At 75.4% G+C, this 26,965-nt stretch carries 25 protein-coding genes; 15 read left to right on the forward strand and 10 right to left on the reverse strand.

The genetic code is table 11. The annotated features are described in order from the left end of the window. Positions 1-10: 10 nt before the first annotated feature. A complete protein-coding gene (locus HL054_RS19070) occupies positions 11-325 on the forward strand; it encodes a DUF4031 domain-containing protein (protein ID WP_369140651.1) in 315 nt (104 codons plus the stop codon). Here the strand turns inward: HL054_RS19070 and HL054_RS19075 are convergent. Both HL054_RS19075 and HL054_RS19080 read right to left on the reverse strand, forming a co-directional pair. Continuing rightward, positions 319-555, reverse strand: coding sequence for a DUF6458 family protein (locus HL054_RS19075; protein ID WP_369140652.1), 237 nt, complete (start codon positions 553-555; stop codon positions 319-321). The genes HL054_RS19070 and HL054_RS19075 overlap by 7 nt on opposite strands. Before the next feature lie 119 nt (positions 556-674). After that, positions 675-1,295 (reverse strand): HD domain-containing protein, encoded by a 621-nt coding sequence (locus HL054_RS19080; protein WP_369140653.1) that lies wholly within the window; start codon positions 1,293-1,295, stop codon positions 675-677. A 105-nt stretch (positions 1,296-1,400) separates the two neighbouring features. Between HL054_RS19080 and HL054_RS19085 the strand changes: the two genes are divergently transcribed. The 7 genes from HL054_RS19085 to HL054_RS19115 all read left to right on the forward strand — a co-directional run bounded on the left by HL054_RS19085 (position 1,401) and on the right by HL054_RS19115 (position 8,115). Next, on the forward strand, positions 1,401-2,378 hold the full coding sequence (locus tag HL054_RS19085) for an isopenicillin N synthase family dioxygenase (RefSeq protein ID WP_369140654.1): 978 nt from the start codon (positions 1,401-1,403) through the stop codon (positions 2,376-2,378). Between the two features lie 7 nt (positions 2,379-2,385). After that, on the forward strand, positions 2,386-3,030 hold the full coding sequence (locus HL054_RS19090; protein ID WP_369140655.1) for a helix-turn-helix domain-containing protein: 645 nt from the start codon (positions 2,386-2,388) through the stop codon (positions 3,028-3,030). Positions 3,031-3,134: 104 nt separating this feature from the next. Continuing rightward, a complete protein-coding gene (locus HL054_RS19095; protein WP_369140656.1) occupies positions 3,135-4,043 on the forward strand; it encodes an ABC transporter permease in 909 nt (302 codons plus the stop codon). 89 nt (positions 4,044-4,132) lie between these two features. Then, positions 4,133-5,320, forward strand: a complete 1,188-nt coding sequence (locus tag HL054_RS19100; protein ID WP_369140657.1) for an ABC transporter substrate-binding protein — start codon at positions 4,133-4,135, stop codon at positions 5,318-5,320. 25 nt (positions 5,321-5,345) lie between these two features. Next, entirely contained in the window at positions 5,346-6,449 is a 1,104-nt protein-coding gene (locus tag HL054_RS19105) for a mandelate racemase/muconate lactonizing enzyme family protein (RefSeq protein ID WP_369140658.1), read from the forward strand. Continuing rightward, positions 6,446-7,327 (forward strand): NAD-dependent epimerase/dehydratase family protein, encoded by an 882-nt coding sequence (locus tag HL054_RS19110; RefSeq protein ID WP_369140659.1) that lies wholly within the window; start codon positions 6,446-6,448, stop codon positions 7,325-7,327. Before HL054_RS19105 ends, HL054_RS19110 begins: the two co-directional genes overlap by 4 nt. Continuing rightward, entirely contained in the window at positions 7,324-8,115 is a 792-nt protein-coding gene (locus HL054_RS19115; RefSeq protein ID WP_369140660.1) for a phospholipid scramblase-related protein, read from the forward strand. The genes HL054_RS19110 and HL054_RS19115 overlap by 4 nt, the downstream gene beginning before the upstream one ends. A 338-nt stretch (positions 8,116-8,453) precedes the next feature. Here the strand turns inward: HL054_RS19115 and HL054_RS19120 are convergent, their stop codons facing one another. After that, positions 8,454-9,872, reverse strand: coding sequence for a glucose-6-phosphate dehydrogenase (locus HL054_RS19120; protein WP_369140661.1), 1,419 nt, complete (start codon positions 9,870-9,872; stop codon positions 8,454-8,456). A 184-nt stretch (positions 9,873-10,056) separates the two neighbouring features. Here HL054_RS19120 and HL054_RS19125 point away from each other — a divergent pair, with 184 nt between their 5' ends. The 3 genes from HL054_RS19125 to HL054_RS19135 all read left to right on the forward strand — a co-directional run bounded on the left by HL054_RS19125 (position 10,057) and on the right by HL054_RS19135 (position 13,998). Continuing rightward, positions 10,057-10,551 (forward strand): DUF7282 domain-containing protein, encoded by a 495-nt coding sequence (locus HL054_RS19125; RefSeq protein WP_369140663.1) that lies wholly within the window; start codon positions 10,057-10,059, stop codon positions 10,549-10,551. Between the two features lie 289 nt (positions 10,552-10,840). After that, the gene (locus HL054_RS19130; protein WP_369140664.1) at positions 10,841-10,966 is read left to right on the forward strand and encodes a hypothetical protein; all 126 of its coding nucleotides are present in this window, start codon (positions 10,841-10,843) and stop codon (positions 10,964-10,966) included. A gap of 17 nt (positions 10,967-10,983) precedes the next feature. Beyond that, a complete protein-coding gene (locus tag HL054_RS19135; protein ID WP_369140665.1) occupies positions 10,984-13,998 on the forward strand; it encodes a helix-turn-helix transcriptional regulator in 3,015 nt (1,004 codons plus the stop codon). Positions 13,999-14,025: 27 nt separating this feature from the next. Here the strand turns inward: HL054_RS19135 and HL054_RS19140 are convergent, their stop codons facing one another. Both HL054_RS19140 and HL054_RS19145 read right to left on the reverse strand, forming a co-directional pair. Then, the gene (locus tag HL054_RS19140; protein ID WP_369140666.1) at positions 14,026-14,358 is read right to left on the reverse strand and encodes a PspC domain-containing protein; all 333 of its coding nucleotides are present in this window, start codon (positions 14,356-14,358) and stop codon (positions 14,026-14,028) included. Positions 14,359-14,541: 183 nt separating this feature from the next. After that, positions 14,542-16,317 carry a DEAD/DEAH box helicase gene (locus HL054_RS19145; protein ID WP_369140667.1) on the reverse strand — a complete coding sequence of 592 codons (1,776 nt, stop codon included), beginning with the start codon at positions 16,315-16,317 and terminating at the stop codon, positions 14,542-14,544. Positions 16,318-16,657: 340 nt separating this feature from the next. On the opposite strand from HL054_RS19145, the gene HL054_RS19150 reads away from it, so the two are divergent. Further along, positions 16,658-17,854, forward strand: a complete 1,197-nt coding sequence (locus HL054_RS19150; RefSeq protein ID WP_369140668.1) for an aminotransferase-like domain-containing protein — start codon at positions 16,658-16,660, stop codon at positions 17,852-17,854. Positions 17,855-17,915: 61 nt separating this feature from the next. Here the strand turns inward: HL054_RS19150 and HL054_RS19155 are convergent, their stop codons facing one another. The 3 genes from HL054_RS19155 to HL054_RS19165 all read right to left on the reverse strand — a co-directional run bounded on the left by HL054_RS19155 (position 17,916) and on the right by HL054_RS19165 (position 23,510). Continuing rightward, positions 17,916-19,601, reverse strand: coding sequence for a DNA repair helicase XPB (locus HL054_RS19155; protein ID WP_369140669.1), 1,686 nt, complete (start codon positions 19,599-19,601; stop codon positions 17,916-17,918). Positions 19,602-19,829: 228 nt separating this feature from the next. Continuing rightward, complete coding sequence (locus HL054_RS19160) at positions 19,830-21,107, reverse strand: class I SAM-dependent methyltransferase (RefSeq protein ID WP_369140670.1); 1,278 nt, start codon at positions 21,105-21,107, stop codon at positions 19,830-19,832. Between the two features lie 156 nt (positions 21,108-21,263). Beyond that, positions 21,264-23,510 (reverse strand): helicase C-terminal domain-containing protein, encoded by a 2,247-nt coding sequence (locus HL054_RS19165; RefSeq protein WP_369140671.1) that lies wholly within the window; start codon positions 23,508-23,510, stop codon positions 21,264-21,266. A gap of 76 nt (positions 23,511-23,586) precedes the next feature. Between HL054_RS19165 and HL054_RS19170 the strand changes: the two genes are divergently transcribed. From HL054_RS19170 to HL054_RS19180, 3 genes are all read left to right on the forward strand, one after another. Continuing rightward, positions 23,587-24,105: a hypothetical protein gene (locus tag HL054_RS19170; RefSeq protein WP_369140672.1), complete on the forward strand. Its 519-nt coding sequence runs from the start codon at positions 23,587-23,589 to the stop codon at positions 24,103-24,105. Positions 24,106-24,221: 116 nt separating this feature from the next. Next, positions 24,222-24,443, forward strand: coding sequence for a hypothetical protein (locus tag HL054_RS19175; protein WP_369140674.1), 222 nt, complete (start codon positions 24,222-24,224; stop codon positions 24,441-24,443). Next, positions 24,440-26,095: an AMP-binding protein gene (locus HL054_RS19180; protein WP_369140675.1), complete on the forward strand. Its 1,656-nt coding sequence runs from the start codon at positions 24,440-24,442 to the stop codon at positions 26,093-26,095. Before HL054_RS19175 ends, HL054_RS19180 begins: the two co-directional genes overlap by 4 nt. Before the next feature lie 69 nt (positions 26,096-26,164). On the opposite strand, the gene HL054_RS19185 is transcribed toward HL054_RS19180, so the two are convergent. After that, positions 26,165-26,488: a DUF202 domain-containing protein gene (locus HL054_RS19185; protein ID WP_369140676.1), complete on the reverse strand. Its 324-nt coding sequence runs from the start codon at positions 26,486-26,488 to the stop codon at positions 26,165-26,167. Next, complete coding sequence (locus tag HL054_RS19190; RefSeq protein WP_369140677.1) at positions 26,485-26,853, reverse strand: YidH family protein; 369 nt, start codon at positions 26,851-26,853, stop codon at positions 26,485-26,487. The genes HL054_RS19185 and HL054_RS19190 overlap by 4 nt, the downstream gene beginning before the upstream one ends. Positions 26,854-26,965: the final 112 nt, after the last annotated feature.

Consider the following 26,965-nt stretch of genomic DNA (forward strand, 5'->3'; position numbering starts at 1 on the left):
GACTGGCACCGTGGCGCTGCTGATCGACACCCCCGTGTGGCCCTGGCGGGGGCGGCGGTGGTCGCACCTGGTCAGCGACGTCGACCACGACGAGCTGCACGCCTTCGTCGCCGCCCACCTGGGCATCCCGCGCCGGGCCTTCCAGGGCGACCACTACGACGTCCCGGAGGAGCTCTACGCCGAGGCGGTCGCCGCGGGCGCGGAGCCGGTGGGCTGCCGGGAGCTGCTGCAGCGGCTGCTCGCCGCCGGGCTGCGGGTCAGGAAGCCGCGGGCGACGACCTCCCCGCAGCCCTCAGCGGCAGCGGCCGGCAGGACCGCTCAGTAGGACTCCTCCGTGGTCGAGCGGCGCACCGGACCGCCCTCGTAGCCGTCGGTGCGCACCACCCGGCGGCGCCGCGGCGCCCAGACGGCCAGCTCGACCAGGATGCCCAGCGCGCCGACGGCCATCAGGATCCAGCCGACGACGTCCAGGTCGATGCCGCTGACCTGGGCGCTGACCGCGAACGTCAGGATGGCGCCGAGCGCGAGCAGGAAGATGCCGGTTCCGAGTCGCACGGGGAACTCCTTCGTCGGGCGACCGTCCGGGGCCCCCGGGACGGGGACAGGTCGCCGCACGACCCTGGACCACGGCGGGGCCCCGCGCGACGGTCCCTCATCCCGTCGGGTGAGCCCGGTCAGGTGCGGGCGCGCAGCAGGGTGAGCTCGGCGGTCAGGTTGGCCCGGGCGGGCTCGGTCCAACCCGCCGCGGCGGGCGTCCGGAACAGCTGGGGCAGCGCGAGCAGGTGCTCCAGGACGGCGATCCGTCCGGCGGTGAACTCCCCGTCGGGCAGGTGCGCGTACTCCTCCCGGACGGCGGAGGCGTAGGCGGCGTAGGCCGCCGGCGGGCTGGCCAGCACGGCCAGGTCGGCGTCGCACAGCACCGCGCCGTTCGCGTCGTCCGGCCCGGGGGAGTGCCCGGCGGTGAGCAGCACCAGCCGCTCGACCTCGGCGACCGTCGCGTCGTCGACCAGGCCGAGCAGGCCGATCCGGGCGCGGGCCGCGCTGACCTCCTCGTTGTCGGTGCGCTGCGGGTCGTAGGCGACGTCGTGGTACCAGGCGGCCAGCCGGACGGCGGCCGGATCGGTGGCGGCGTCGGCCAGGGTGTCGACCAGCCCGAGCACCGCGGCCAGGTGGGCGAGGTCGTGGTAGCGGCGGTGCGGCTCGCTCCACGCCCCGACGACCGCGGCCCACTCGGTGCGCGAGGTGGCGGAGTCGCCGGCCAGTGCTGCCCAGTGCTCGAAGTCGACGCCGGCCACGCCGGGGAGTCTGGCACGGGCCGGCAACACGGCCGACCCACCGCTGGCACAGCGGGTGGTTAGAACGGACGTCGCCGTGCCCGCCCCTGCAGAGGAGACCAACGCATGACCGCGACGCCGGACATCCCGCTCATCGACGTGGGCCGGTGGCGCACCGGCGACCCGGCGACCCGGGCCGAGCTCGCCGCGCGGCTGGACCGCGCGATGCAGGACTCCGGGTTCTTCCTCGTCTCCGGGCACGGCATCCCCGCCGACCTGCGCGACCGGCTGCGGGCCGCGGCCCGGCGGTTCTTCGCCCTGGCGCCGGCGGACAAGGAGCCGTTCCGCTGCGCCCCGGGCGGGCGCGGCTGGATCGCCAAGGGGATGGAGGCCAACGCCTTCTACGGCGAGGAGCCCGACGCGGCCCGCGCCGACCTCAAGGAGACGCTCACCTCCGGTCGCGACCACCGCACCGGGGACGCCGCCCTGGACGCGGAGTGGTTCCCGGCCAACGTCTGGCCGCAGCAGGTGCCCGAGCTCCGCGCGCTGTGCGCCGAGTTCACCGCGGCCACCTGGGAGCTGTACCTGGACCTCATGCAGATGTGCGCGGTCGCGCTCGGGCTGGAGGAGGGCTGGTTCACCGACCGCTCCACCGACGCGCCGTTCACCTTCAACATCAACCGCTACCCCTCCCTGGCCGACACCGGCGCCCCGTTGGAGGGCCAGTACCGGGTCGGGCCGCACACCGACTGGGGCGTGATCACCGTCCTCGACCGGCAGCCCGGCTACGGCGGCCTGCAGGTGCAGGGTCTGGACGGCGAGTGGACCGACGCCCCGTTCGTGCCCGACGCGCTGACCGTCAACATCGCCGACCTGCTCGCCCGCTGGACCGGGGACCGGTGGCGGTCGACCCGGCACCGGGTGCTGCCGCCGTCGGCCGACGCGCCGGACGAGGAGCTCATCTCGCTGATCATGTTCTTCGAGACCGACGTGACGGCGGTGGTCGAGCCGTTCGCGCCGCCGGTCGGCGGGGGCGCCTGGTACGCCCCGGTCACCGCGGGGGACTACCTGCTGGAACGGGAACGCGCCGCCACCGTCGGCTGAGCGGCCGGTGGACGACGCCTCGCCGGCGCTGGGGGCGGCGGGCAGGATCGGCACCGTGGCCGACGTCCTGCCCGACCCCGCGCCGGCCGACGACGAGCTGGGGGCGGCCCTGGGCGCGCGGATCCGGGAACGACGGCGCGCCCAGGGGCTGACCATGGTGCAGCTGGCCGAGCGGGCCGAGCTGTCCCAGCCGTTCCTGAGCCAGGTCGAGCGGGGGCTGGCCCGGCCGAGCATGGGGTCGCTGCACCGCATCGCCCGCTCGCTGGGCACCACCACCCCGGCGCTGATGGCGGGTGCGGCGCCGTCCCCGGCGGGCCGGTTCAGCGTCGTCCGGGCCGGCGGCGGGACCACGGTGCAGCACGACGGCGGCAGCACCCGTGCCCTGGCCGAGGGGGCGCCGGCGCTGCTGCCGCTGGAGTTCCGGGTGGCCCACCGCGACTTCGACGACTTCTTCCAGCACCCGGCGGCGGAGTTCGTCTACGTGGTCGCCGGGCGGATCGAGGTCGACCTGGGCGACCTGGGCCGCCACCAGCTCGCCGCGGCCGACTCGCTGTACTACGCCGGCGACGTGCCGCACCGGTTCCGGCGGCTGGGGCGCGCCGTCGCGACGGTGCTCGTGGTGCAGGCCGCGGCGGACGACCCGCCGTCCTGACCGCCCGCCGGCGGAACGGAACGGAAGACCAACCTGCCGGCAACCCGGCGGAAACACCGCCCCTCGATATTGGTGTGGTCAATGCGAGAGGGTCGGAGGTGGTCGTGACCGGGACGTCGTCCGAGGTGGCCGAGCGGGAGGTGCCGGCCGTCCCGTCCGCGGTCCCCGGTGCGCCGGTGGCCGGGGGCGCGTCCGGACCGCCGGCACCGCGCGGCCGGCCGGCGCCGGCCGGTGGGGACCTGGTCCGGGTGCTGGTGCCGGCGGTCCTGGGGCTGGTGGTGGTCGGCCTCTGGTACCTGGTCAGCCTGGTCCTCCTGGAACCGCGCCGGCAGTTCATCCTCCCGCCGCCGCACGAGGTGGTGCTCGAGGCGTTCCTGGACGGCGACTCGCTGGCCGAGCTGTTCACGGCGTTGGGCACCACCGCCCGGGTGGCGCTCACCGGGCTGGTGCTGGCCGCCGTGCTCGGGGTGCTGCTGGCGATGCTGATGAGCCAGTCCCGCTGGGTCGAGGCGGCCGTCTACCCCTACGCCGTCGCGCTGCAGAGCATCCCGATCCTCGCGCTGGTGCCGCTGATCGCCTTCGCGCTGGGCTACGGGTTCGGCAGCCGGCTGGTGGTCGTCGTCCTGATCTGCCTGTTCCCGATCATCACCAACACCCTCTTCGGGCTGCACTCGGCCAGCGAGGAGATGCACGACCTGTTCAGCCTGCACGGCGCGAGCCGCTGGGTGCGGCTCCGCAAGCTGCAGCTGCCCGCGGCGCTGCCGGCCACCTTCGCCGGCCTGCGCATCTCGGCCGGCATGGCGGTGGTCGGCTCGATCGTCGCCGACTTCTTCTTCCGGCAGGGCGCCCCGGGCATCGGGCTGCAGATCGACATCTACCGCAACAACCTCGACGGCGAGATGTTGTACGGCGCGATCCTGCTGGCCTCGCTCTTCGGCCTGGTCGTCTTCTGGGTCTTCGGCGCCATCGCCCACCTGGCCACCGGCGCCTGGTACCGCCCGCCCCGGCGCTGACCGCACCCACCCTCCGCACCACCCCCCTCCGCACCACCCGGCCGGCGCCTGCCGGCCGGCCCCCTCCCGACCCCTGAGGAAGCCCCGCCATGCCCTCGTCCCGGCGCACCCCCCGCTCACCCCGGCTGCTCGGTCCCGGCGCCGCCCTGCTGTCCGCCGCCCTGGTCCTGTCCGCCTGCGGCGGCTCGGACGAGGAGGCGGCCGCGGCCGTCGGCGGCGACGGCGCGCTGTCGGACTGCCCGGCGACGGTGGTGCTGCAGACCAACTGGTTCCCCGAGCCCGAGCACGCCGCCGCCTACCAGCTGATCGACCCCGCCGACGCGACCAGGGACGCCGAGGCCGGGATCTACTCCGGGCCGGCGCTGGCCGACGAGAACGTGACCATCGAGATACGGGCCGGCGGGCCGTTCATCGGCTTCCAGAGCAACACCGCGCTGCTCTACACCGACGACGACGTCATGCTCGGCATGGTCGACACCGACGAGTCGGTGCGGCTCTCCGCCGAGCAGCCGACGAAGGCCGTGGTCACCCCCCTGGAGCTCAACCCGCAGGTGCTGCTGTGGGACCCGGACAAGTACGACTTCCAGTCGTTCGCCGACATCGCGGCGAGCGACGCCACCGTCCTGTACTTCCAGGGCGCCACGTACATGGACTACCTCCGCCAGCAGGGCTTCGTGCGCCCCGAGCAGCTCGACGGGTCCTTCGACGGGTCGCTGACCCGGATCGTGGCCGGCGAGGACGTCGTCATCCAGGGCTACGTCACCCAGGAGCCGTGGCGGCTGCAGAACGAGTTCACCGACTTCGGCAAGGAGCCGGGCTACCTCACCCTCGGCGACGCCGGGTACGACACCTACGGCTCCGCCTGGGCCGGCACCCCGGAGTCGGTCGAGGCCAACAGCGCCTGCCTGACCCAGCTGGTGCCGCTGCTGCAGCAGGGCCAGGTCGACTACATGTACGACCCGCAGCCGGTCAACGAGGCCATCTCCGGCTACCTGGAGGAGATCGGCCAGTTCTTCCAGATCACCCCCGAGCGGGCCGCGGCCATCACCGACTCGCTGCACGACGCCGGCATCGTCGCCAACGCCCCCGACGGCACGCTGGGCAGCTTCGACCCGGAGCGGATGGAGCGGATGACCGAGCTGCTGACCGGCGTCTTCGCCGACCTGGACACCGAGCTGGCCGACGGGCTGACCGCCGAGGACATCTACACCAACGAGTTCATCGACCCCTCGATCAGCTACGACCCGGCGCAGTACACCCCGCAGAGCGGCTCGTGACCGCCGGCAAGGGAGGGGACCGGGCGTGAAGGTCACCGGGATCACCGCGGCCCCGCTGCTGATGCGCAGCGCCAACCAGCCGATGACGTTCTTCGTCGTCCGGGTGACCACCGACGAGGGGCTGACCGGGCACGGGGAGGCCTGCGACTGCTTCGGCGTCTCGCACCCGACGGTGCTGGCCGCGATCGTCGACGACGTCTTCGCCCCCGCGCTGGTCGGCACCGAGGTCGGCGCCGGCGGTCCGGCCGTGGACGCCGTCCTGCACGCCACCCGGCGGACCCTGGGCGCCGGCACCGTCGCCGCCCAGGCCCGCAGCGCGGTCGCGATCGCGCTCACCGACCTCGCCGCCCAGGCCGCCGGCCGGTCGGTGAGCGAGGCCGCCGGCCGGGTGCGGGACAGCGTGCGGGTGTACGTGGGGAGCAGCCCGTTCCTGGAGTCCGGCCCGGCCACCGCGCACCTGGACCGGCTGGCCCCCGCCCTGGACCGGGGCGTGGACATGGTCAAGATGCGCATCGGACCGGACTGGCGGGGGGCCCTCCGGGTGCTCACCGAGCTGCGCGGCCTGCTCGGCGACGGCGTCGAGGTGGCGGTGGACGCCAGCGAGTTCTTCACGCTGGCCGACGCGCTGGGCATCGCCGACGGCCTGGCCGACCTGGACATCGCCTGGCTGGAGGAGCCGCTGCCCTACGAGCAGCGGGCCGCGATCGCCGAGCTGGCCCGCCGCACGCGGGTGCCGCTGGCCTACGGCGAGCACCTGTTCACCCTCGGGGACGCCGCCGAGGCGCTGGCCGGCGGGGTGACCGTGGTGCAGCCCGACGCGGCGATCACCGGCGGCATCGAGCCGGCCCGCGCGGTCGCGGCGCTGGCTGCGGCGCAGGGCGTGCGCGCGGTCGGGCACCACCACGGCGGGGTGGTGTCGATGGCCGCGAACCTGCACGTCGCCGCGTCGTCGGCCGGGCTGGACGTGCTGGAGTTCCCGGTGCACCTGGACCCGTTGCTGTCCGACGACGCCGGGCTGGACCTGGGACTGTCGGCGATCGTCGACGGCCGGCTGCCGGTGCCCACGGGCCCGGGGCTGGGGGTCGGCCTGGCGGCGGACTTCCTCGAGCGGAACGCGCTGCGGGCATGAGGGTCCTCGTCACCGGCAGCCGCGGCCAGGTCGGCCGGGCGGTCGTCGTCCGGCTGCTCGCCCGCGGGCACGACGTCCGGGGCACCGACCTCGGTGCGCCGTCCTACGCGGCGGGGGAGCGGGTGCCCTACGTCCGGGCCGACCTCGCCGACGCCGGGCAGGCCGCGGCCGTCGTCCGGGACGTCGACGCGGTGGTGCACACCGCGGCGCTGCCGCGGCCGGGCATGGACCCCGACCACGTCGTCTTCGGGGTCAACACCGCGGCCTCCTTCGCCGTGGTGGACGCCGCGGCGCGGACCGGGGTGCGCCGGTTCGTGGCGCTGTCCTCCGACAGCGTCGCCGGGATCACCTGGGCGGCGCAGCCGGGGCTGCCTGCCTTCCTGCCCATCGACGAGACCCACCCGGACCGGCCCGAGGACCCGTACGCGCTGAGCAAGCAGGTCGGCGAGCTGCTCTGCGACGCGCTGGTGCGCCGGTCGGCGTGCACCGCGGTGTCGGTGCGGGCGACCTGGGTGATGACGCCGGAGACCTACGCCGGCAACCTCGGGCCCTTCCTGCGCGACCGGTCGCTGCCCAGCCCGATGTTCTGGTCCTACGTCGACGTCGAGGACCTGGCCGAGCTGCTCGTGCTGGCCGTGGAGTCCGACACCCCCGGGCACGAGGTCGTCTACGCGGCGGCGGCGGACAACGCCGGCGGCCGGGACCTGCGCGCCGAGGCGCTGGCCGTCGACCCCGGCCTCCAGGTGCGGCCGCTGGTCCGGCCGGACGCCAGCGCGATCAGCAGCGCCAAGGCGCAGCGGCTGTTCGGCTGGGTGCCCGGCCGGGGCTGGCGGGACCACCTGGACGACGACGGACGGCCGCTACCGTCCCGGGCATGACGCAGTCGCCGCCCCCGCCGGGCTGGTACCCCGACCCCGCCGGGGGACCCGGCACCCGCTGGTGGGACGGCCAGGGGTGGACCGAGCACGTGCAGCAGCCGGCGCCGCCGCCCCCACCGCCGCCCCCACCGCCGCCCCCACCGCCGCCGGTGCAGGCGCCCCCGCCGGTGCCCGCGGGCCGCTGGCCGCGGTCGGTGCTGCTCGAGCAGCCGGTCCTGGTGGTCAACCAGAAGACCAAGCTGATCGAGCTGACCAACGAGTACGCGGTCTTCGACGGGTCCGGCCAGCAGCTCGGCGCGGTGGTCGAGGTCGGCCAGAGCACGGTCAAGAAGGCCGTCCGGCTGCTGTCGCAGTTCGACCAGTTCCTCACCCACCGGCTCGAGGTGCGCGACGCCACCGGCACGGTGCTGGTCCTCACCCGGCCGGCGAAGCTGGTCAAGTCGCGGGTGCAGGTGGCCCGGCCGGACGGCTCCCCGGTCGGGGAGGTGCTGCAGGCCAACGCGTTCGGCAAGGTCCGCTTCGACATGGTCGTCGGCGGCCAGCTGGTCGGCGCGATCCAGGCGGAGAACTGGCGGGCCTGGGACTTCGCTGTCACCGACGGCGCGGGCCGCGAGGTCGCGCGGATCACCAAGAAGTGGGAGGGGCTCGCCCGGACGATGTTCACCACCGCGGACAACTACGTCGTCCAGGTGCACCAGCGGCTGGAGGAGCCGCTGGCCAGCCTGGTGCTGGCCTCCGCACTGACCGTCGACACCGCGCTGAAGCAGGACGACCGCGGCTTCAACTGACGGAGGGCCCCGCCCCCACCGTTCGCGAGCTCACGGCGGGGCCCTGCGGCGGGGCCGCTCCGGGCACGTCACCCGGGGTAGAGTCGACGACGTCCGGGCCGGGCGACCTGTGTCCCCGGGCTCCACTAGATAACTGCCGCCGCGGAACACCGCCCCGACCTCGGTCGGGGGCTGGAGCTGCGGATGTGCAAACCGCCGCGAGGCGACCAGCGCCCGGTCCGGACCTGAACGCCAGCTCGGCCCCCCTCCCGCGGGAGGGGGGCCGTGCTGCGTTCAGGCCCCCGTGCAGGGGCCCGCCGCGAGCCTGCGAGCGGTGGGGGGGCACGGGGGTCCTTCTGTTACTCGGTCTGGCCCAGCAGCCAGCCGTGCTCGCCGGCCAGCTCGTTCGCCTGGACCGGGCCCCACGAGTCGGGCGCGTAGGGGTGCACCGACGGCCGCTGGTCGAGCACCGGCTGCAGCGCCCGCCAGGTCTGGGCCAGGCCCTCGCTGGTGGTGAACAGCGAGCGGTCACCGACCAGCACGTCGTGGATCAGCGACACGTAGGGCGCCAGCGGCTCGCCGCCGGGGATCTTCGACAGGTCCAGCGACACCCGCGCCGGGGCCATCGCCAGGTCCGGGCCCGGCCGCTTGGCCATCACGTCGATGTCCACCGCACCGGCCCCGGCCAGCGACAGCGAGATCACGTTGCCGTTGGCCGGCACGTCGTCCACCGGGCCCTTGGGCCGGTGCAGCACCAGGCTGACCCGCTGCTGCTTGGCGGCCAGCCGCTTGCCGGTACGGAGCAGGAACGGCACCCCGCGCCACCGGCCGGAGTCGATGAACAGCCGGGCGGCGACGTAGGTGTCGGTGTCGCTGTCGTCCGGCACGCCGTCGAGCTCGCGGTAGCCCTCGAACTGGCCCAGGACGACGTCCTCGGGCGCCAGCGGCCGGAACTTGGCCAGCACCGACTCGCGGGCGGCCAGGATGTCGTTCGCGGAGAAGCTGACCGGCGGCTCCATGGCCACCTCGGCCGCCACCTGGAACAGGTGGGTGACGAGCATGTCCAGGGTGGCGCCGGTGGCGTCGTAGAAGTCGGCGCGGTCGGCGACGTCGAGGTCCTCGGGGACGTCGATCTGCACCTGCGCCACGTGCTCGCGGCTCCAGATGTGCTCGAACAGCCCGTTGGCGAACCGGAGCACGTGCAGGTCCTGGGTGCCTTCCTTGCCCAGGAAGTGGTCGATCCGGAAGACCTGCTCCTCGTCGAACACCGTGTGCACCAGGTCGTCGAGCTCGCGGAAGCCCTCGGGGGAGTCGCCGAAGGGCTTCTCGTAGACCACCCGGGAGCCCTCGCCGAGACCGTGCGCGCCGAGCGCCCGGGTGTAGCTGGTGAACGCCTTGGGCGGCAGGGACAGGTAGTGCACCAGCTGGGCGTCCTCGCCGAGCTCCTCGCGGGCGGTGGAGACCGCGTCCAGCAGCTGGCCGGGGTCCTCCTCGGTGAAGCCGCCGCCGGCGAAGCGCAGCCGCTTGGCGAAGTCGTCCCACGGCCCCTCGTCGGGGCTGCGGCCGAACTCCTCGAGGGCGCCGCGCACGTGCTCGACGAAGTCCTCGTCGCTGCGCTCGCCGCGGCCGCTGCCGATCAGCCGCCAGTCGTCGGGCAGCAGGCCGTGCTGGGCCAGCTCGAAGAAGGCCGGCAGCACCATCCGGCGTGCCAGGTCCCCGGTCGCGCCGTAGAGCACGAAGACGGTCGGGGTCAGTTCGTTCGTCCCGGTGTGGGGCACGGTGCTCCTCTCCTCGGCGCCGCAGGGCGGACGCCGGTCGGTCGTGCGGGTTCCCTCGGCGGCTGGTCCCCACGCCAGTGAGGTGGACGTCCCGGAGAGGTCTGTCGTGTGGAACCACGAGCCCGTGGGCAGCAGTCCCGGTGTGAGACCCCATCTTCGTGCATCGCTCGCCGTCCCGTCCGCCATGGCCGTCCTCCTGCTCGCCGGCTGCGGTGACGATGCGCCGCAGGGCGACGCCCCGGCGTCCTCGCCGGCGACGGCGGGGGAGACCACGGTCGCCCCCGGGGGCCAGGCGGGCAGCGACCAGCAGGCCGACCTGTCCTTCGAGGACCAGTCCGGCGACGGCAGCAGCGCCGTGGTCGACACCGTGTCGGCGCCGCAGGGCGGCTTCGTCGTCGTCACCGTCGACGAGGACGACCGGCCCGACGACGGCACCGTGCTCGGCTCCACCCAGGTGCAGGTCGGGACGACCGACGACGTCGAGGTCGCGCTCGAGCCCGCGCTCACCGAGGACACCGACCTCGAGGCGACCCTGTTCGCCGACACCGACGGCGACGGCGAGTTCGACCAGGACGCCGACCAGCCCGTGCCCGAGCCGGTCTCCGGTTCCGACGACGCGGACGACTCCGCCGACGACTCCGACGTGGTGGACGACGGCGCCGGGTACACCGTCGGCTGACGACCCCGGTCGCGCCGGCTCGGGATCAGGTGACCTGGTCGTGCGTGCTCCTGGCTCACCTCCTGCGGTGAGCCAGGAGCACCGGAGCTGAGCCAGGACGACGGGTCGGGGACGGCGGGGGTGCGCGCCTGCCCGCACCTGCGGGGCACCTCAGACGACCGGGGCACCGCCTCAGACGACTCAGGCTGCCGGGACCGCCCAGGAGTGCGTGGTCGACCGATGCCGGAGCAGGTGCCTCAGGACGACCGTCTGTCTCGTCCCACCCGGACGAGATCCCCAGGAGACGGTCATGACGCACTACCCGAACGCCGCACTCGAGGCCGAGCTGGCCTACCGCCGCGAGCAGGTCGCGAGGTCCTTCGCCACCGGCAGCCGTCGCGGTTCGTGGACCGCCCGCCGTCGGCGCGCGCACTGAACGAGCACGTCCTGTCCGTGCCCTCTGCCACCATCGGCGGCGTGCCGCGCTGGGACGAGGGTCCGCTGGTCGGCCGGGCCGAGGAGCTGGCCCGGCTGATGGCGCACGTCGACCGGGCGGTCCAGGGCCGGCCGTCGGCGGTGCTGGTCGCCGGTGACGCCGGCGTCGGCAAGACCCGGCTGCTCGACGAGCTCTCCGCCCGCGCCGCCGAGCGCGGCGTGCGGGTGCTCTCCGGCCACTGCGTCGACCTCGGCGACGTCGGGCTGTCGTACCTGCCCTTCGTCGACCTGCTCCGCCCGGTCGTGGCCGATCCGCGGCTGGCCCCCGCGCTGGCCGACCACCCGGTCCTCGCCGGGCTGCTCACCGGCCGGCCGGGCACCGGCGCGGCGGCCCCGGCCGACGACGCCGACGGCGGCAGCCCGCGGGCCCGGGGCACGCTGCGGCCCCCGGCGGACGACGGCCGGCTGCAGCTGTTCGAGGCGGTCGCCTCGCTGCTGGCCGAGCTGGCCGCGGACCAGCCGCTGCTGCTGGTGCTCGAGGACCTGCACTGGGCCGACCGGTCCAGCCGGGACCTGCTCCGCTACCTGCTGGCCCGGCTGCTCGCCCGGCTCGTCGACGAACCGATCCTGGTAGTGGCCTCCTACCGCGCCGACGACCTGCACCGCCGGCACCCGTTGCGGCCGCTGCTCGCCGAGCTCGTGCGGCTGCCCGGAGTCGACCGGCTCGAGCTCGACCCGCTGCCCGACCCGGACGTCGAGGCGCTGGTGCGGAGCCTCGCGGCGTCGTCCGGCGGGGTGGCGGCCCGGACTGTCGAGGACGTCGTCGCCCGCGCCGAGGGCAACGCCTTCTACGCCGAGGAGCTGCTGGCCGCCGGGCTCGCCGGCGAGGCGCTCCCGCTCGGCCTCACCGACGTGCTGCTGGCCCGGGTGGAGCAGCTGAGCCCGGAGGCGCAGCAGGTGCTGCGGGTGGCGGCGGTCGCCGGCCGGCAGGTCCGCCACGAGCTGGTGTCGGCCGTCTCCTCGCAGTCGCCGCAGGACACCGAGCAGGCGCTGGCCGCGGCGGTGCACCACCACCTGCTGGTGGTGTCCGAGGACGGGCGCTACCGGTTCCGGCACGCCCTGCTGCGCGAGGCGGTGCTCGCCGACCTGCTGCCCGGCGAGCGCGTCCGGCTGCACGGCGAGGTCGCCGCGCACCTGGCCGCGAACCCCGGCGCCGGCACCGCCGCCGAGCGCGCGCACCACGCACGGGAGAGCAACGACCTGCCCGGCGCCTTCACCGCCTCGCTGGAGGCCGCCGACGCCGCCCGCCGGGTGGGCGCCCCGGCCGAGCAGCTGCAGCACCTGGAGGCGGCGCTGGCGCTGTGGTCGGCGGTGCCGGACGCCGCCGAGCGGGCCGGCCGGGAGCAGTGGGTGCTGCTGCTGGACACCGCCGCCGCGGCCCGCGCGGTGGGGGAGCTCCACCGCGGCGTCGGGCTGCTGCGCTCGGCCCAGCAGCTGCTCGGCCCGGACGGGGACCCGGTGGCCCGGGCGCGGGTGCACTACACGATCGCCCAGGCGCTGACCCGGATCGAGGAGACGGCCGAGGCGCTCGCCGAGAGCACCGCGGCGATGGCCCTCGTGCCCGCCGACCCGCCGTCCCCGGTGCGCACCTGGGCGGCCGCCACCCACGCCCGGACGCTGTACGCCCTCGGCCGGGTGGCCGAGGGCGACGTGGCCGCGGTCGAGGCCCTGGTCGCCGCGGACGCGCTCGACCTGGACAGCGCCTGGGCCGACACCGCCGTCTCGCTGGCCCGGCTGCAGGACTCCGGCGACCTGCCGACGCTGCGCACCCGGCTGCACGAGGCCCGGGAGCGGGCCGAGCGCTCCGGGGACGCCGACGTCGAGATGCGGGTGTGGTTCAGCCTGGCGATCGTCGCCTACGAGGCCGGGGAGGTCGCCGAGACGCTGGAGCACGCGACCGCCGGGCTGGTCCGGGCGCGGGCGCTGGGCGTCGAGTGGTCGTTCTACGGCGCGGAGATCCGGCACATCGAGGTGGTGGCCCGCTACGTCGGCGGCGACTGGGACGGCAGCCTGCGCGCCGCCGACGAGCTGGCCCGGGTGCCCGACATGGCCGCGCACGTGCGCGCCGACGGGCTGCTCGTGCTGGTCGGCCGGGGCGACCCGCAGGCGCGGGAGCGGCTGGCCTGGGCGCAGGGGCTGGCCACCCGCTGGGACTCCCACGTGCTGCTGATGCTGGCCACCACCTCGGCGGAGATCGAGCTGGCCGCGGCCGCCGGCGACGCCCGGACGGCCGCCGACCGGGCCCGCTGGGCCGACGAGCGCCTGCAGCAGCTGTGGGGCGAGGACCGGCTGGCCACCGTGCGGCTGGTCGCGGTCGCGCTGTCCGCGGTGGCCGACGCGGCCGCCGCGGCCCGGTCGGCCGGGGACGGCGCGGCGCTGGCCGGGTGGGAGGCCGAGGGCGAGGCGCTCGCCGAGGTCGGCCGGACGGCGGCCCGCGCCCACGACCCGGCGATCGGGGCGTCGGGGCCGGAGGCGCACGCCTGGGAGGCCCGCTTGGAGGCCGAGGCGGTGCGGCTGCGGGGCACCCCGGCACCGGAGGTGTGGCGGACCGCCGTCGAGCTGTTCGGGTACGGCCACGTCTACGAGCAGGCGCGCTCGCGGTTCCGGCTCGCCGAGGCGCTGCTGGCCACCGACGACCGCGCCGGGGCCGGGGCCGAGCTGGTGGCGGCGCACGAGGTGGCGGTGCGGCTCGGCGCCGCGCCGCTGCGGACGGCGGTCGAGGCGCTGGCCCGGCGCGGGCGGCTGGAGCTGCCCGGCGTCCGCGCGGTCGACCCGGGGACGGTCCTCACCCCGCGCGAGCAGGAGGTGCTGGCGCTGATGGCCGCCGGCCGCACCAACCGGCAGATCGGCGCCGAGCTGTTCATCAGCGAGAAGACGGCCAGCGTGCACGTCAGCAACATCCTGGCCAAGCTCGGCGCCTCCGGCCGCACCGAGGCGGTCGCCCTCGCCGCCGCCCGGGGCCTGCTCGGCTGACCCGGGAGCGGGCCGGCCGAGCCGGCCTCAGCGGGGTGCCGGCGCCGACGACGCGGGGCGGGTGACGAACCGGGCGCGCAGCCGCTCGACCCACTCGTCGAGCAGGTTCGTGCGGTCGGCGGGGCCGGCGGGCGCGGCTGGCATCAGCACCCAGAGCACGAGGTAGAGCGCCACCCCGGCGCCACCGGCCAGGGTCAGTGCGGCGAAGCCCACCCGCCACAGCAGGGTGTCGATGCCGGTGTGCGCGGCCAGCCCACCGCTGACGCCGCCGAGCAGCAGGTCGGTGCGGCTGCGCTGCAGCGGCGGACGGCCCGCCGTGGTCGGGGCCTGCGGGGTGGGGGTGTACGCGTTCTCGGTCATGCCGTCAGCGTGCCCGCGGCGGCGGCCCGGCGGAATCGGGGAAGACCCGGACCGGACCCTGGTCGTGGGCTCAGGGGTCCCGCGGTCGCAGTCGGGCCGAGTGGGCAGTTGGTGCCGTCGACACAGCCGGACACGCCGCGACCAGCGACCGGAACTGCTCAGCCGGCCGGGCAGGGGCCGGTCTCACAGCATGGTGCGCAGGCGCTCCCGGCGCGCGCGGAGGACCTGCACCGGCGCGGACGCCGACGGCGGCCCGGGCACCGACTGGCGCAGCTGGGTGTGCACCACGGCCTGCGGCGTCGAGGTCTTCGCCGCGATCCGGTTGACCAGCCGGTTGATCTCCCGGCGCAGCTCGGCCACGTCGCGCCAGCCGTTGCCGGCGACGTCCTCCTCGGGGTGGTCCTCGACCAGCATGGCGCCGTCGTCGTCACCGCGGCGGTGCGAGGCGGCGACCCGGATGCGCAGCTCGTCGTCCCGCCGGGACAGCAGCTCGGCGGTCTGCGCGGCGGTCAGCAGCCCGGGGATGCCCAGGAAGTCCTCGTCCTCGGCCTCCAGCGGCTCGGCGCCCCCGCTGCCCTCGCCGGTGTGCGCCGTCCCGCTGTGCAGCACGTGGGCGAAGCGGGCGTCGGCCTCGAGCGCCTCCCACTTCTGCAGCTCGCCCTCGCGCGGCTCGCGGGGCGGCAGGTCGAGCGCCTCCAGCTCCTCGTCGGGCTGCGACTTCGGCGGCGGCATGACGTGGTTGCGCTGCTCCTCCATCGACGCGGCCAGCGACAGCAGCGGCCGCACCGCGGGGAGGAACACCGTCGCCGACTCGTGCGGCCCGCGGGCGCGCACCACGCGGCCGACGGCCTGGGCGAAGAACAGCGGCGTCCGGTAGGAGGTCATCCAGGCCAGGACGGCAGCGCGCGGCACGTCCACGCCCTCGGAGACCATCCGGACGCAGACCGCGATCCGGGCGCCGCCGAGGTTGAACTTCTCGATCTTCTTCGACGCCTTGGGGTCGTCGGACAGGATCAGCTCCGGCGCCTTGCCGGTGACCCGGCGGACGATCTTGGCGTACTCGCGGGCGTCGTCCTGGTCGCTGGCGAGCACCAGCCCGGCGGCGTCGGGCATCCCGGTCTCGCGCAGGTGGGTGATCCGGTCGTCCATCGCGGCGATCACGTGCGGCACCCACTGGCCCTTGGGGTCCAGGGCGGTGCGCCAGGCCTGCATCTCCACCGAGCGGGTGCCGGCCTCGCTCAGCGAGGCGGCGACCACCTCGCCGGCCGAGTTCCGCCAGCGGGAGGTGCCGGTGTAGGCGGCGAAGACGACCGGCCGGACGACGGCGTCGGCCAGCGCCTCCTTGTAGCCGTAGGTGAAGTCGGCGGTGGACATCAGGCCGCCCTGGCCCTCGAAGCCGTCCTCGACGTACTTGACGAACGGGATGCGCTCGTCGGCCTTGGTGCGGAACGGCGTGCCGGTCAGGCAGAGCCGGCGGGCCGCGCGGCCGTAGGCCTCCTCGACCGCCTCGCCCCAGGACAGGCCGTCCCCGGCGTGGTGCACCTCGTCCAGGATCACCAGGGTCTTCACGGTGGTGGCCCGGGCGGCGTGCAGCATCGGTTTGCCGGCGACCTGGGCGTAGGTGGTCACGTAGCCCTGGGTGCCGGCGCGCACGGGGCCGACGGCGTTGGTCAGGTTGGGGTCGAGCACGATCCCCATCGCGTGCGCCGCGTCGGCCCACTGCATGCGCAGGTGGTCGGTCGGGCAGACGACGACCACCCGGGCGACCTCGCGCTTGGCGAGCAGCCGCTGGGCCAGCGTCAGGGCGAAGGTCGTCTTGCCCGCACCCGGGGTCGCGGTGACCAGGAAGTCCTTGGGGAACTCCTCCTCGTACTTCGCGAGGGCCGCCCGCTGCCAGGCCCGGAGCGGTCGGCTGTTCGTCTGCGGGCCCAGGGCCTCCGCTCGCTGTGCACTCCCCATGTCGGGGTCCATCTTGGTCGGCGGAGGGTCGACACGCCCAACCGGGTGCCTCCCGCGCGCGTCCCGGCGGACGACGTATAGGGAGCCGCTGCACCCCTCCTGACCTGGGGAGATGCCCGATCGGCGCGGTGGCTGTGGTGCTCGTCATGCCCGTGCCGGACCGTCTCGTCACGTCCCTTGGTCCCCGTCCCGCCCAGCCGTCCCGCGGGGGCGCCGCAGCCCCGTAAGATCGACCCGGCCTCTCGACCAGGAGGCCCTCCCGGCGCGGACGCCGCGGCACACCCAGCCGCCCTCCAGCGCCGCCCCTCGTCGTCGAGCAGCTGCCTCCTGGAGCCCTCCCGTGCCCTCGTCCCTCGCCTCCACCCCGGCCCTCGCCCAGCGCCTCCGCGGCGTCGCCAGCTCACCGGTCCGCGACCTGCTCGCGCTGCTCGACCGGCCGGAGGTCATCTCCTTCGCCGGCGGGCTGCCGGCCCCCGAGCTGTTCGACCTCGACGGTATCCGCGCCGCCTTCGACGCGGTGCTGTCGACCGGGGCCGGCCGCCGGCACCTGCAGTACGCGCCGACCGAGGGCGACCGCGACCTGCGCACCCTCGTGGCGCGGCGGATGACCGACCGCGGTCTCCCGACCGGCCCCGACGACCTGCTCGTCACCACCGGCTCGCAGCAGGCGCTCACGCTGCTGGCGACGGCGCTGCTCGACCCGGGCGCCGTCGTCGCGGTCGAGGAGCCCACCTACCTCGCGGCGCTGCAGTGCTTCCAGCTCGCCGGTGCCCGCGTCGTCCCGGTGGCCTCCGACGACGACGGCATCGACCCCGACGACCTGGCCGACGTCCTGGCGCGGGAGCGGGTGACGCTGCTCTACCTGGTCCCGACCTTCGCCAACCCGACCGGCCGCACGCTGACGGCGGAGCGCCGGGCGGCCGTCGCCGGGCTCGCTGCCCGGTACGGCACCTGGGTGGTCGAGGACGACCCGTACGGCGAGCTCCGCTACCGCGGCACGCCCGTCCCGGCGCTGGCCGCGCAGCCGGGTGCGGCGGACCGGGTGGTCCACCTGGGCAGCTTCTCCAAGGTGGTGGCGCCGGGGATGCGGCTGGGCTGGCTGCGCGCCCCGGCCGAGCTGCGGCGTGCGCTCACGGTGGCCAAGCAGGCCGCCGACCTGCACACCTCGACCGTCGACCAGGCCGCGGCGGCCGCCTACCTCGGTGCGGCCGACCTCGACGCGCACGTGCGCGGGCTCTGCACCGCCTACGCCGCGCGCCGGGACGCGATGGTGGCGGCGCTGCCCGCCGCGCTGCCGGCCGGCAGCACGTGGAGCGACCCGGACGGCGGGATGTTCGTCTGGGCGCGGCTGCCCGGGGGAGCGGACACCGCCGACCTGCTGCGGACGGCGCTGGCGCACGACGTCGCGTTCGTGCCCGGCGCCCCGTTCCACGCCGGCCCACCGGACCGCGCCACGCTCCGGCTGTCGTTCACCACCAACACCCCGGACCGGATCACCGAGGGCATGGCCCGGTTGGGCCGCGCCCTGAGGCCGTGACCGGCCCCCTCGCAGGCGCCCGGCCCGAGCGGAGCGAGGGCTGGGGGGCGAGGGGGTCCTCCTAGTCGGCGGGCTCGTCCACCCAGTCCGGGCCGTTGACCTCGCCCGGGCCGGCCAGGTCGGCGGCGTCGACGATCGTGTACGCGTAGCCCTGCTCAGCCAGGAACCGCTGCCGGTGGGCGGCGTACTCGCTGTCCAGGGTGTCGCGGGAGACGACCGTGTAGAAGTGCGCCTGCCGGCCGTCGGCCTTGGGGCGGAGCACCCGGCCGAGCCGCTGGGCCTCCTCCTGCCGGGACCCGAAGGTGCCCGAGACCTGCACCGCGACGGCGGCCTCCGGCAGGTCGATGGAGAAGTTGGCGACCTTGGAGACGACGAGGGTCTTGATCTCGCCGGTGCGGAACGCCTGGAACAGCCGCTCCCGCTCCTTGTTCGTCGTCGACCCCTGGATCACCGGGGCGTCCAGCGCGACGCCGAGCTCGTCGAGCTGGTCGAGGTAGGCGCCGATCACCAGCTTCTGCTCGTCCGGGTGCCGGTCGAGCACCCGGCGGATCACCGGCAGCTTCGACTGGGCGGTCGCCGCGATCCGGTAGCGCTCCTCGGGCTCGGCGACCGCGTAGGTCATCCGCTCCTCGTCGTCCAGGCTGACCCGGACCTCGACGCACTCGGCCGGCGCGATGTAGCCCTGCGCCTCGATGTCGCGCCACGGCGCGTCGTAGCGCTTGGGCCCGATCAGCGAGAAGACGTCGTCCTCCCGGCCGTCCTCGCGGACCAGCGTCGCGGTCAGCCCGAGCCGGCGGCGGGACTGCAGGTCGGCGGTGAGCCGGAAGATCGGCGCGGGGAGCAGGTGGACCTCGTCGTAGACGATCAGGCCCCAGTCCTGGGCGTCGAAGAGGTCCAGGTGCCGGTACTCGCCCTTCCGGCGGGTGGTGATCACCTGGTAGGTCGCGATGGTGACCGGCCGGATCTCCTTGCGCTCCCCGGAGTACTCGCCGATCTCCTCCTCCGTCAGCGACGTGCGCGCGATCAGCTCGCGCTTCCACTGCCGGCCGGAGACGGTGTTGGTGACCAGGATCAGCGTGGTGGCCTTGGCCTCGGCCATCGCCGCGGCGCCGACCAGCGTCTTGCCGGCGCCGCAGGGCAGCACGACGACGCCCGAGCCGCCGGCCCAGAAGCCGTCGACGGCCTCCTGCTGGTAGTCGCGCAGGTGCCAGTCGTCCTGGGCCAGCTCGATCGGGTGCGCCTGGCCGTCGACGTAGCCGGCGAGGTCCTCGGCCGGCCAGCCGATCTTGAGCAGCGCCTGCTTGAGCCGGCCGCGCTCGGAGGCGTGCACGACGATCGAGTCGGCGTCGATCCGCGCGCCGAGCATCGGGGCCACCCGCTTGCTGCGGACGACCTCCTCCAGCACGGCCCGGTCGGTGCTGGTGAGCACCAGGCCGTGCACCGGGTTGTTGGCCAGGGTGAGCCGGCCGTAGCGGTCCATGGTGTCGGCGATGTCGACCAGCAGCGCGTGCGGCACCGGGTAGCGCGAGAAGCGCACCAGCGCGTCGACGACCTGCTCGGCGTCGTGCCCGGCGGCGCGCGCGTTCCACAGCGCCAGCGGCGTCACCCGGTAGGTGTGCACGTGCTCCGGCGAGCGCTCCAGCTCGGCGAACGGGGCGATGGCCGCCCGGCACTCCTTGGACAGCGGGTGGTCGACCTCGAGCAGCAGCGTCTTGTCGGACTGGACGATCAGTGGGCCGTCGCTCACGCGCATCCTCTGTTCGGGGGCTCGGGCGCGGACTCCGCGCCGGACTGTCCAGGTTAACGCCGCCGGACGACGTCCCCTTCCGGACGACGGTGTGCCCCCGACCTCAGCCCGCCGTCCGGGCCGGGACCCCGAAGATGGCCATCTCCGCCCCGTCCGGGAGGGGCGAAGATGGCCATCTTCGCCCCTGGCTGGGACGACGGAGATGGCCATCTCCGGGGTGTGGTGGGGTCAGGTCCAGGCGGTGCGGCGCAGCGGGGGCTGCTCGCCGCCGGTCTTCTGCAGCAGCACCTGGTTCACGCCCATGTCGCCGGCCTCGAAGGTCAGCGCGCAGGCGGCCATGTACAGCCGCCACACCCGGGCGCGTCCCTCGCTGCTGGCGGCGACGGCGGCGTCCCAGTTGGCCTCCAGGTTGGCCACCCACGCCCGCAGGGTCAGCGCGTAGTGCTGCCGCAGCGCCTCCACGTCGAGCACCTCGCGCTCGCGGGACTCCAGCAGCCCCACCATCTCGCCCAGGTTCAGCAGCTCGCCGTCCGGGAAGACGTAGCGGCTGATGAAGGTGTCCGGGTTCCACACCGACTTCCCGGCGTTCCAGTTGATCGCGTGGTTGAGCAGCCGCCCGCCGGGGCGCAGCAGCCGGTCGAGCTGGGCCACGTAGCCGGGCATCTGGGCGCGGCCCACGTGCTCCGCCATGCCGATCGAGCTGATCGCGTCGAACGGCCCGTCGTCCACGGCGCGGTAGTCCTGCACCCGGATGTCGACCTTGTCGGTCAGGCCGGCCTCGGCGACCCGCTTGCGGGCCATCCGCGCCTGTTCCTCCGACAGCGTGATCCCGACGACGTCGGCGCCGTAGCGCTGCGCCGCGTGGATGGCCATCGAGCCCCACCCGCAGCCGACGTCGAGCAGCCGGGCGCCCGGCGTCAGCCCGAGCTTGCGGCAGACCAGGTCGAGCTTGGCCTCCTGGGCGGCCTCCAACCCGACCTCCGGGGTCTCCCAGACCGCGCAGGAGTAGACCATCGACGGGCCCAGCACGAGCTCGTAGAAGTCGTTGCCGACGTCGTAGTGGTGCGAGATCGCCGCGGCGTCCCGGGCCCGGGAGTGCCGGTGGCCGCGGCCCAACGGCGCCTCCTCGGCCGGCGGTGCCGGCTCCGGCCCGATGGCGCCCAGCCGCAGGGCGGTGCCCAGCAGGGCCAGCCGTTCCCGCCACGTCGTCTCGGCCGGCCGGGTCTCCTGGTTCAGCCGGCCGCCGGTGCGCAGCGCGGTGAACGTCGCGAAGACGTCGTCCTCCATGTCGATCTCCCCGGCGACGTACGCCCGGCCCAGGCCCAGCTGCCCCGGCGACCAGAGCATCCGGCGCAGCGCCCGCCGCGACCTGATCGCGACCACGGGCGCACCCGCCGGCCCGGCGATCGAGCCGTCCCAGCCGCGCAGCCGCACCGGCAGCTCCGTCGTGCCCAGCACGGCACCCAGTGCCTCGGCCAACCGGTCGGCGACCGTCCGCTTCCCCATCTCCCACGCTCCTGACCTGCGGCGCCGCCCCAGTGGACGTCCGGGACCCCTTCCCGGTTCTGGTTGCGCGCACCAACTGGTCCGCCCAACACCGCCTCGGCCGAAGATCATCCCGCGTTGATCACCGGGCGGGAAGGGAGTTCGGAGCGCTGCTCCTCAGGAGTGGTCGGCGTCCACCAGCGCGACCGAGGTGATCCGGTGGACGGCGAAGGTCCGGTTCTCCCCGCGGCCCTCGTCGAACCCCTGCAGGAAGCCGCCGACGAGCGAGACCGGCTGGACGATCCGCTGGCTGCCGCTGCCCTGGGCGTCGACGTAGCCCAGCCAGACCGGCAGGCTCTCCCGGACCGCGCGGGAGAGCAGCTCCAGGGTGCTGGCGGTGGTCACGCCCGGGATCTGGCGCACCGGTTCGGTCCGGCGGGCGGCCAGCGCCGCGTCGCCGGCCCGGATCTCCCGGACGGTCGCCGCGACGTCCTCCGGCGCCAGCGGCCGCGGTCCGCTGGGGGCGGAGCCGGCGGGACGTCGTCCGGCGGCCCGGGCGGGTGCCGCGGGGCGGGTCAGCACCGCCCCGCCCGCCGACTCGCCGGCCGGTGCGTAGCCGGCGCCGCGCAGCACCGCCAGCACCTCCTCCGGCGGCAGGCCGCTGACCAGCACGCCCGGCGCCAGCCGGCGCAGCTCGGCGCCGGCGGTGCGCCGGTCGCTGAGCACCTGGGAGACCAGCCCGTGGTCGTCGGAGCGCACGTAGCACTCGATCGCGCCCACCCGCAGCCGGCCGTGCTGGCGGGCGACGTCGTCGACCAGGTACTCCAGCGCCTGCGGCACCGGCGTGCGGGAGGCCCGGGTGAAGAAGCCGTGCAGGTCGGTGGCCGACCAGCCGGCGTCCAGCGACCGCCGGATGCTGGCCTCGGTGACCCGGTAGACCGTCGCGCCGCCGGAGGACTCCACGTCGGCGACGAGCGCGAGCGTGCCGGCCAGCTCGGCGACCAGCGGGCCCGGCGCGATCAGCGACAGGTCGGGCTGGGCAAGCACGTGGTCGACCGGCTCGGGGAGCAGGCCGCGCATGCCGTCGGACGCGCCGTCCTCACCGCCGGCCAGCAGCCCCCGGCCGCCGCTGCCGAGCACCCCGTTGATCGCGATGCCCAGCCGCTCGGCCTCGGCCAGCAGGTCCGGCACGGGGCTCAGCCGGTCGGCCCGCCGGGGCGTGCGCCAGCGCAGCAGCGCGACCAGCTCCGGGGCGACCAGGCCGCGGCCCGGCGGGTACTCGGCGAGCACGGACAGCGCCGAGCGGCGCAGCACCGGCGCGGTCTGCCGGACGACGTCGGGCGACAGCACGTTGACCGCCTTGCCGGCCACGTCTCGCTGCCCGACCAGCGAGATCAGCCGCACGCTGGTCAGCCAGCCGCCGGCCAGCACGGCCCACCGGTCGGGCAGGTCCTGCTCGCGCCAGGCGTCGTAGCCCCGGGTGGGCAGCCACTCGTCGCGCTGGGCGCCCCCGACGTCCAGCAGTCCGGCGGCGTGCGCCACCTCGACGAGGAAGGCGACGTCGGCCTCGCCGATGCCGAGCTCCTTGGCCAGCCGCTTCTGGTCGCGCACCCCGAGGCCGCCGCTGCGCAGCAGGCCGGCCGGCTCGGCGGCCAGCGCGGTGAGCACCTCGGTGACCCGGCTGATCACCTCCAGCGCCGCCCCGGCCGCCCGCCGGTCGACCAGCGCCGGGTCGGCGGTGCGGACCTCCGGCTCGGGGCGCAGCCGCGGCGGGCCGAACGGCTGGTCGCCGCGCAGCGCCAGCCCGATCTCCCGGGGCAGCTCCACGTTGACCGCGTCGATCCGGGCCAGCAGGCCGGCCTGCAGCAGCCGCCGGGCCGGGCTCAGCGAGCCGGCCGTGCTGTCGGGCAGGTGGCCGACCGGCCGGTCGCCGGCCAGCCGTTCCAGCACGGTGCGCTCGTCCGGGGCCAGCTCGGCGAGGACGGCGGGCAGGTCGCGGGGGAGGGGCACCCGCAGGTCGCTGGCGCGCCGGCCGAGGCCGGCCGGGTAGCGGACGGCCCGGCGCACCGGCTCGGGTGCGTGCAGCTCCTCGTCACCCCACAGCAGCGCCCGGGTGGCCAGCGTCTCGACCGCCGCGTCGACCACCTCGACGGGGACGCCGGGCAGCAGCCCGGGCAGGTCGGCGCGGGCGACGCCGTCGGTGGGGGAGAGCAGCACCGCGTCGAGCACCTGCAGCGTGGCGGCGTCCAGCTCGTCCAGCGCGCGGTCGACCGAGACCGGCACGGCCAGCCGGGTCGCCAGCCCCACCACGTCGGAGGGGGCGGGGCGCGCGACGTCGGGCCGGGCCGCCAGGAGGGCGCCCAGCTGCTCGTCGGTGCGGGTGCGCAGCCAGGCGGCGAGCGTGGCGGGCTGGTCCGGAGACATCCGGTCCACGTTACGACGGCTCCGGTGCGCGCTGCTCCGGCGGCCGGTGGACCGGGCCGTCTGGGACCATCCCGGCGTGCCCGCCCTCGACGACCCGCAGACCCGCACCGCCGTCGACGCCCTCCGCGCCGGGGCGCTGCGCTGGCTCGGCGGCGGGGTGGTGGCCGTCGTCCTGGGCGTGCTGCTCGGCGCGGCCGTCGTCCGGATCGTCGACAGCGGTGGCACCCGGCCGCCGTTCGCCGGGCTGATGGTCGTGGCCCTGGTGGCCGGCGGGGTCGCCGTCGGCCTGGCCGGCCTCGGCTCGCTGCTGCGCGTCCGGCGCTGGACGGCGGGGCTGGCCCGCACCGAGTGGCGCACCGGCGTGCTGCGGATCGCGGGACCGGCGGTGCTGCAGGTCGAGCCGCTGGGCTTCGACGAGTTCACCGACGACCCGCTGCGGCTGCGACTGGTGTCCACCGCGGTGTGGCGCACCCGCGCGGTGCAGCAGCTCAACGGCGCCGACGTCCGGTACGCCGAGGTCGGCCGGCAGGAGTGGGTGCTCACCGCCGACGGGGCCGGGACGCTCTACGGGGCCCGGGTCGCCGGACGCCGCTGACCTGGCCGGACGACACGTCGGGGAGTGCGACGTGCATCTCACCGGCCGGACGCGGGAAGATGGCGGGGAGGCACCCCGGGGAGCCGGCCCGGGACCGCACCGCTGATGGAGGCTCGATGTCGAAGCGCAAGGACAAGCACGCCCACCTGGTCGAGCCGACCTGGGGGGTGTCCGAGGGGGACGGCCCGCCGGTCACCGAGCTCATCAGCGAGATGGCCGGTGGCCTCTCCCCGTTCGGTGAGGACCACGCCTTCCCGCTCCCGCCGGAGCGGCTGCGTTACGCCCACCCGACCGACCGCCCCAACCGCGCCGGCCTGATGGCGGGCGAGGACCGGTGACCCCACCTGCGCTGCCGTCCTACAGCAGCGGCACCTCCACGGTGCCCCTGCTGGGCGACACGATCGGGGCGGACCTCGATCGGACGGCAGCGCGGGTGGGTGACCACGAGGCGCTGGTGGAGTGCGCCTCGGGCCGCCGCTGGAGCTACCCCGAGCTGGTCGCCGAGGTGGACGCCTGCGCGCTCGGCCTCGACGCGCTCGGGGTCGCCAAGGGCGACCGGGTCGGCATCTGGGCGCCGAACTGCGCCGAGTGGGTCTTCGTGCAGTACGGGACGGCGAAGCTGGGCGCCGTCCTGGTCAACATCAACCCCGCCTACCGCACCCACGAGCTCGCCTACGTGCTGCAGCAGGCGGGCATCTCGGTGCTGGTCGCCGCGCCGGAGTTCCGGACCAGCGACTACCGGGCGATGGTCGAGGAGGTGCGGGCGGACTGCCCCGCGCTGCGCACCGTCGTCTTCCTCGGCGACCCGCGGTGGGAGCAGCTGATGGCCGACGGCCGGGCCGCCGACCACGCCCTGCTGGCCGAGCGGGCGGCCCAGCTGAGCCCGGACGACCCGATCAACATCCAGTACACGTCCGGGACGACGGGCTTCCCCAAGGGCGCCACGCTCACCCACCACAACCTGCTCAACAACGGCTTCTTCGTGGGCGAGGGCTGCGGCTACACCGAGGCCGACCGGGTCTGCATCCCGGTGCCCTACTACCACTGCTTCGGCATGGGCATGGGCAACCTCGGCTGCACCTCGCACGGCGCGACGATGGTCATCCCGGCGCCCGGCTTCGACCCCGCGCTCACCCTGCAGGCGGTGCAGGACGAGCGGTGCACCTCGCTGTACGGCGTCCCGACCATGTTCATCGCCGAACTCGCGCTGCCCGGCTTCGCCGACTACGACCTGTCCAGCCTGCGCACCGGCATCATGGCCGGCTCGCCGTGCCCGGTCGAGGTGATGAAGCGGGTGGTCGACGAGATGGGCATGACCGAGGTGACCATCTGCTACGGGATGACCGAGACCTCGCCGGTGTCCACCCAGACCGGCGCCGACGACGACCTGGACCGCCGTACCTCCACCGTCGGCCGGGTGCACCCGCACCTCGAGGTGAAGGTGGTCAACCCGGAGACCGGGCTGACCGTGCCGCGCGGGGAGACCGGGGAGTTCTGCACCCGCGGCTACTCGGTGATGCTCGGCTACTGGGAGGAGCCGGAGAAGACCGCCGAGGTGCTGGACGCGGCCCGCTGGATGCACACCGGCGACCTGGCGGTGATGGACGCCGACGGCTACCTCAACATCGTCGGCCGGATCAAGGACATGGTCATCCGCGGCGGGGAGAACGTGTACCCGCGCGAGGTCGAGGAGTTCCTGTACACCCACCCGGACGTCGTGGACGCGCAGGTCATCGGCGTCCCGGACGAGCGCTACGGCGAGGAGTTGATGGCCTGGGTGCGGCTGCGCGACGGCGCCGAGCCGCTCACCGCCGAGGCGCTGCGGGCCTTCTGCGCCGGCAAGCTCGCCCACTACAAGGTGCCCCGGTACGTGAAGGTGGTCGACGCGTTCCCGATGACGGTGACCGGCAAGGTCCGCAAGGTGGAGATGCGCGAGGTGTCGGTGACCGAGCTGGGCCTGGAGGCGGCCGCCGCCGTCCGCAACGCCTGAGGGAGGGCCCCGTCGCCCCCCACGGCTCGCAGGCTCGCCGCGGGCCCCTGCGACGGGGCCGCGCGCGGGTCAGGTCCGCTGCAGCAGCTCCCCGGCCAGTGCGCAGGCGGCGACCAGGACGACCAGACCGGTCACCTGCACCGTCGCCCGCGGGGCGCGACCGTCCGCGCCGGTGCGGGCCGCCCGCTCGGTCTCCCGTTGCCGGCGCGGCGCGAGCAGCCCCAGCACCACCAGCCCGGCCACCGCCACGACGGCGGCGGGTGCGACCAGCCGCAGGTCGCCGCGCTCGGCAGCGGCCCGGGCCAGCAGCCCGGCCACCAGCAGCACGCCCAGGCCGGTGCGCTGCCAGGCCAGCGCGGTCCGGGCCGGCTGGGTGCCGCCGGGGCTGCTCACCGGCGGACGACCTCCACGACCACCAGCACCAGCAGCGCGAGCACCACTGCAGCGACCAGCCCGGTGACCCACCCCGTGAGGGCGCTCGCCGGCAGCGGCTGGTCCGCCGCGATCGCCCGCTCGTTGCGGACGTAGCGGCGGTGCCCGGCCAGTGCGGTGCCCAGGCCTCCGAGCAGCAGGCCGAGGGAGACGACCGGGCCGCCGGCGGGCACGCCCAGCTCGGGCACGAACTGGGTCATCGCCACCCCACCGGCGACCAGCGCCAGCGCCGTCCGCAGCCAGGCCAGCAGGGTGCGCTCGTTGGCCAGGCTGAACCGGTAGTCCGGGTGCCCCTGCGGGGACGGCGGCACCTCCTGCGACGACACGGCGGTCAGCGTAGGGGCGCCGTCCGTCGGGGGAGAGGCGCGGCCGCAGGTGCGACGCGCCGTCTAACCTGGGAGGAGCGCCGCCGGGCACCCGGGCGGCACCCCGGCCGGG

Origin of the sequence: Modestobacter versicolor (assembly GCF_041028285.1) — a bacterium.
Classification (GTDB): domain Bacteria; phylum Actinomycetota; class Actinomycetes; order Mycobacteriales; family Geodermatophilaceae; genus Modestobacter; species Modestobacter versicolor_A.

Excerpts from the sequence above, each read along its gene's own strand:
- HL054_RS19145 (WP_369140667.1), bottom strand. The coding sequence starts at position 16,317 with ATGGGGAGTGCACAGCGAGCGGAGGCCCTGGGCCCGCAGACGAACAGC.
- HL054_RS19115 (WP_369140660.1), top strand. The coding sequence starts at position 7,324 with ATGACGCAGTCGCCGCCCCCGCCGGGCTGGTACCCCGACCCCGCCGGG.
- HL054_RS19175 (WP_369140674.1), top strand. The coding sequence starts at position 24,222 with ATGTCGAAGCGCAAGGACAAGCACGCCCACCTGGTCGAGCCGACCTGG.
- HL054_RS19110 (WP_369140659.1), top strand. The coding sequence starts at position 6,446 with ATGAGGGTCCTCGTCACCGGCAGCCGCGGCCAGGTCGGCCGGGCGGTC.
- HL054_RS19125 (WP_369140663.1), top strand. The coding sequence starts at position 10,057 with ATGGCCGTCCTCCTGCTCGCCGGCTGCGGTGACGATGCGCCGCAGGGC.
- HL054_RS19100 (WP_369140657.1), top strand. The coding sequence starts at position 4,133 with ATGCCCTCGTCCCGGCGCACCCCCCGCTCACCCCGGCTGCTCGGTCCC.
- HL054_RS19165 (WP_369140671.1), bottom strand. The coding sequence starts at position 23,510 with ATGTCTCCGGACCAGCCCGCCACGCTCGCCGCCTGGCTGCGCACCCGC.
- HL054_RS19085 (WP_369140654.1), top strand. The coding sequence starts at position 1,401 with ATGACCGCGACGCCGGACATCCCGCTCATCGACGTGGGCCGGTGGCGC.
- HL054_RS19160 (WP_369140670.1), bottom strand. The coding sequence starts at position 21,107 with ATGGGGAAGCGGACGGTCGCCGACCGGTTGGCCGAGGCACTGGGTGCC.
- HL054_RS19130 (WP_369140664.1), top strand. The coding sequence starts at position 10,841 with ATGACGCACTACCCGAACGCCGCACTCGAGGCCGAGCTGGCCTACCGC.
- HL054_RS19140 (WP_369140666.1), bottom strand. The coding sequence starts at position 14,358 with ATGACCGAGAACGCGTACACCCCCACCCCGCAGGCCCCGACCACGGCG.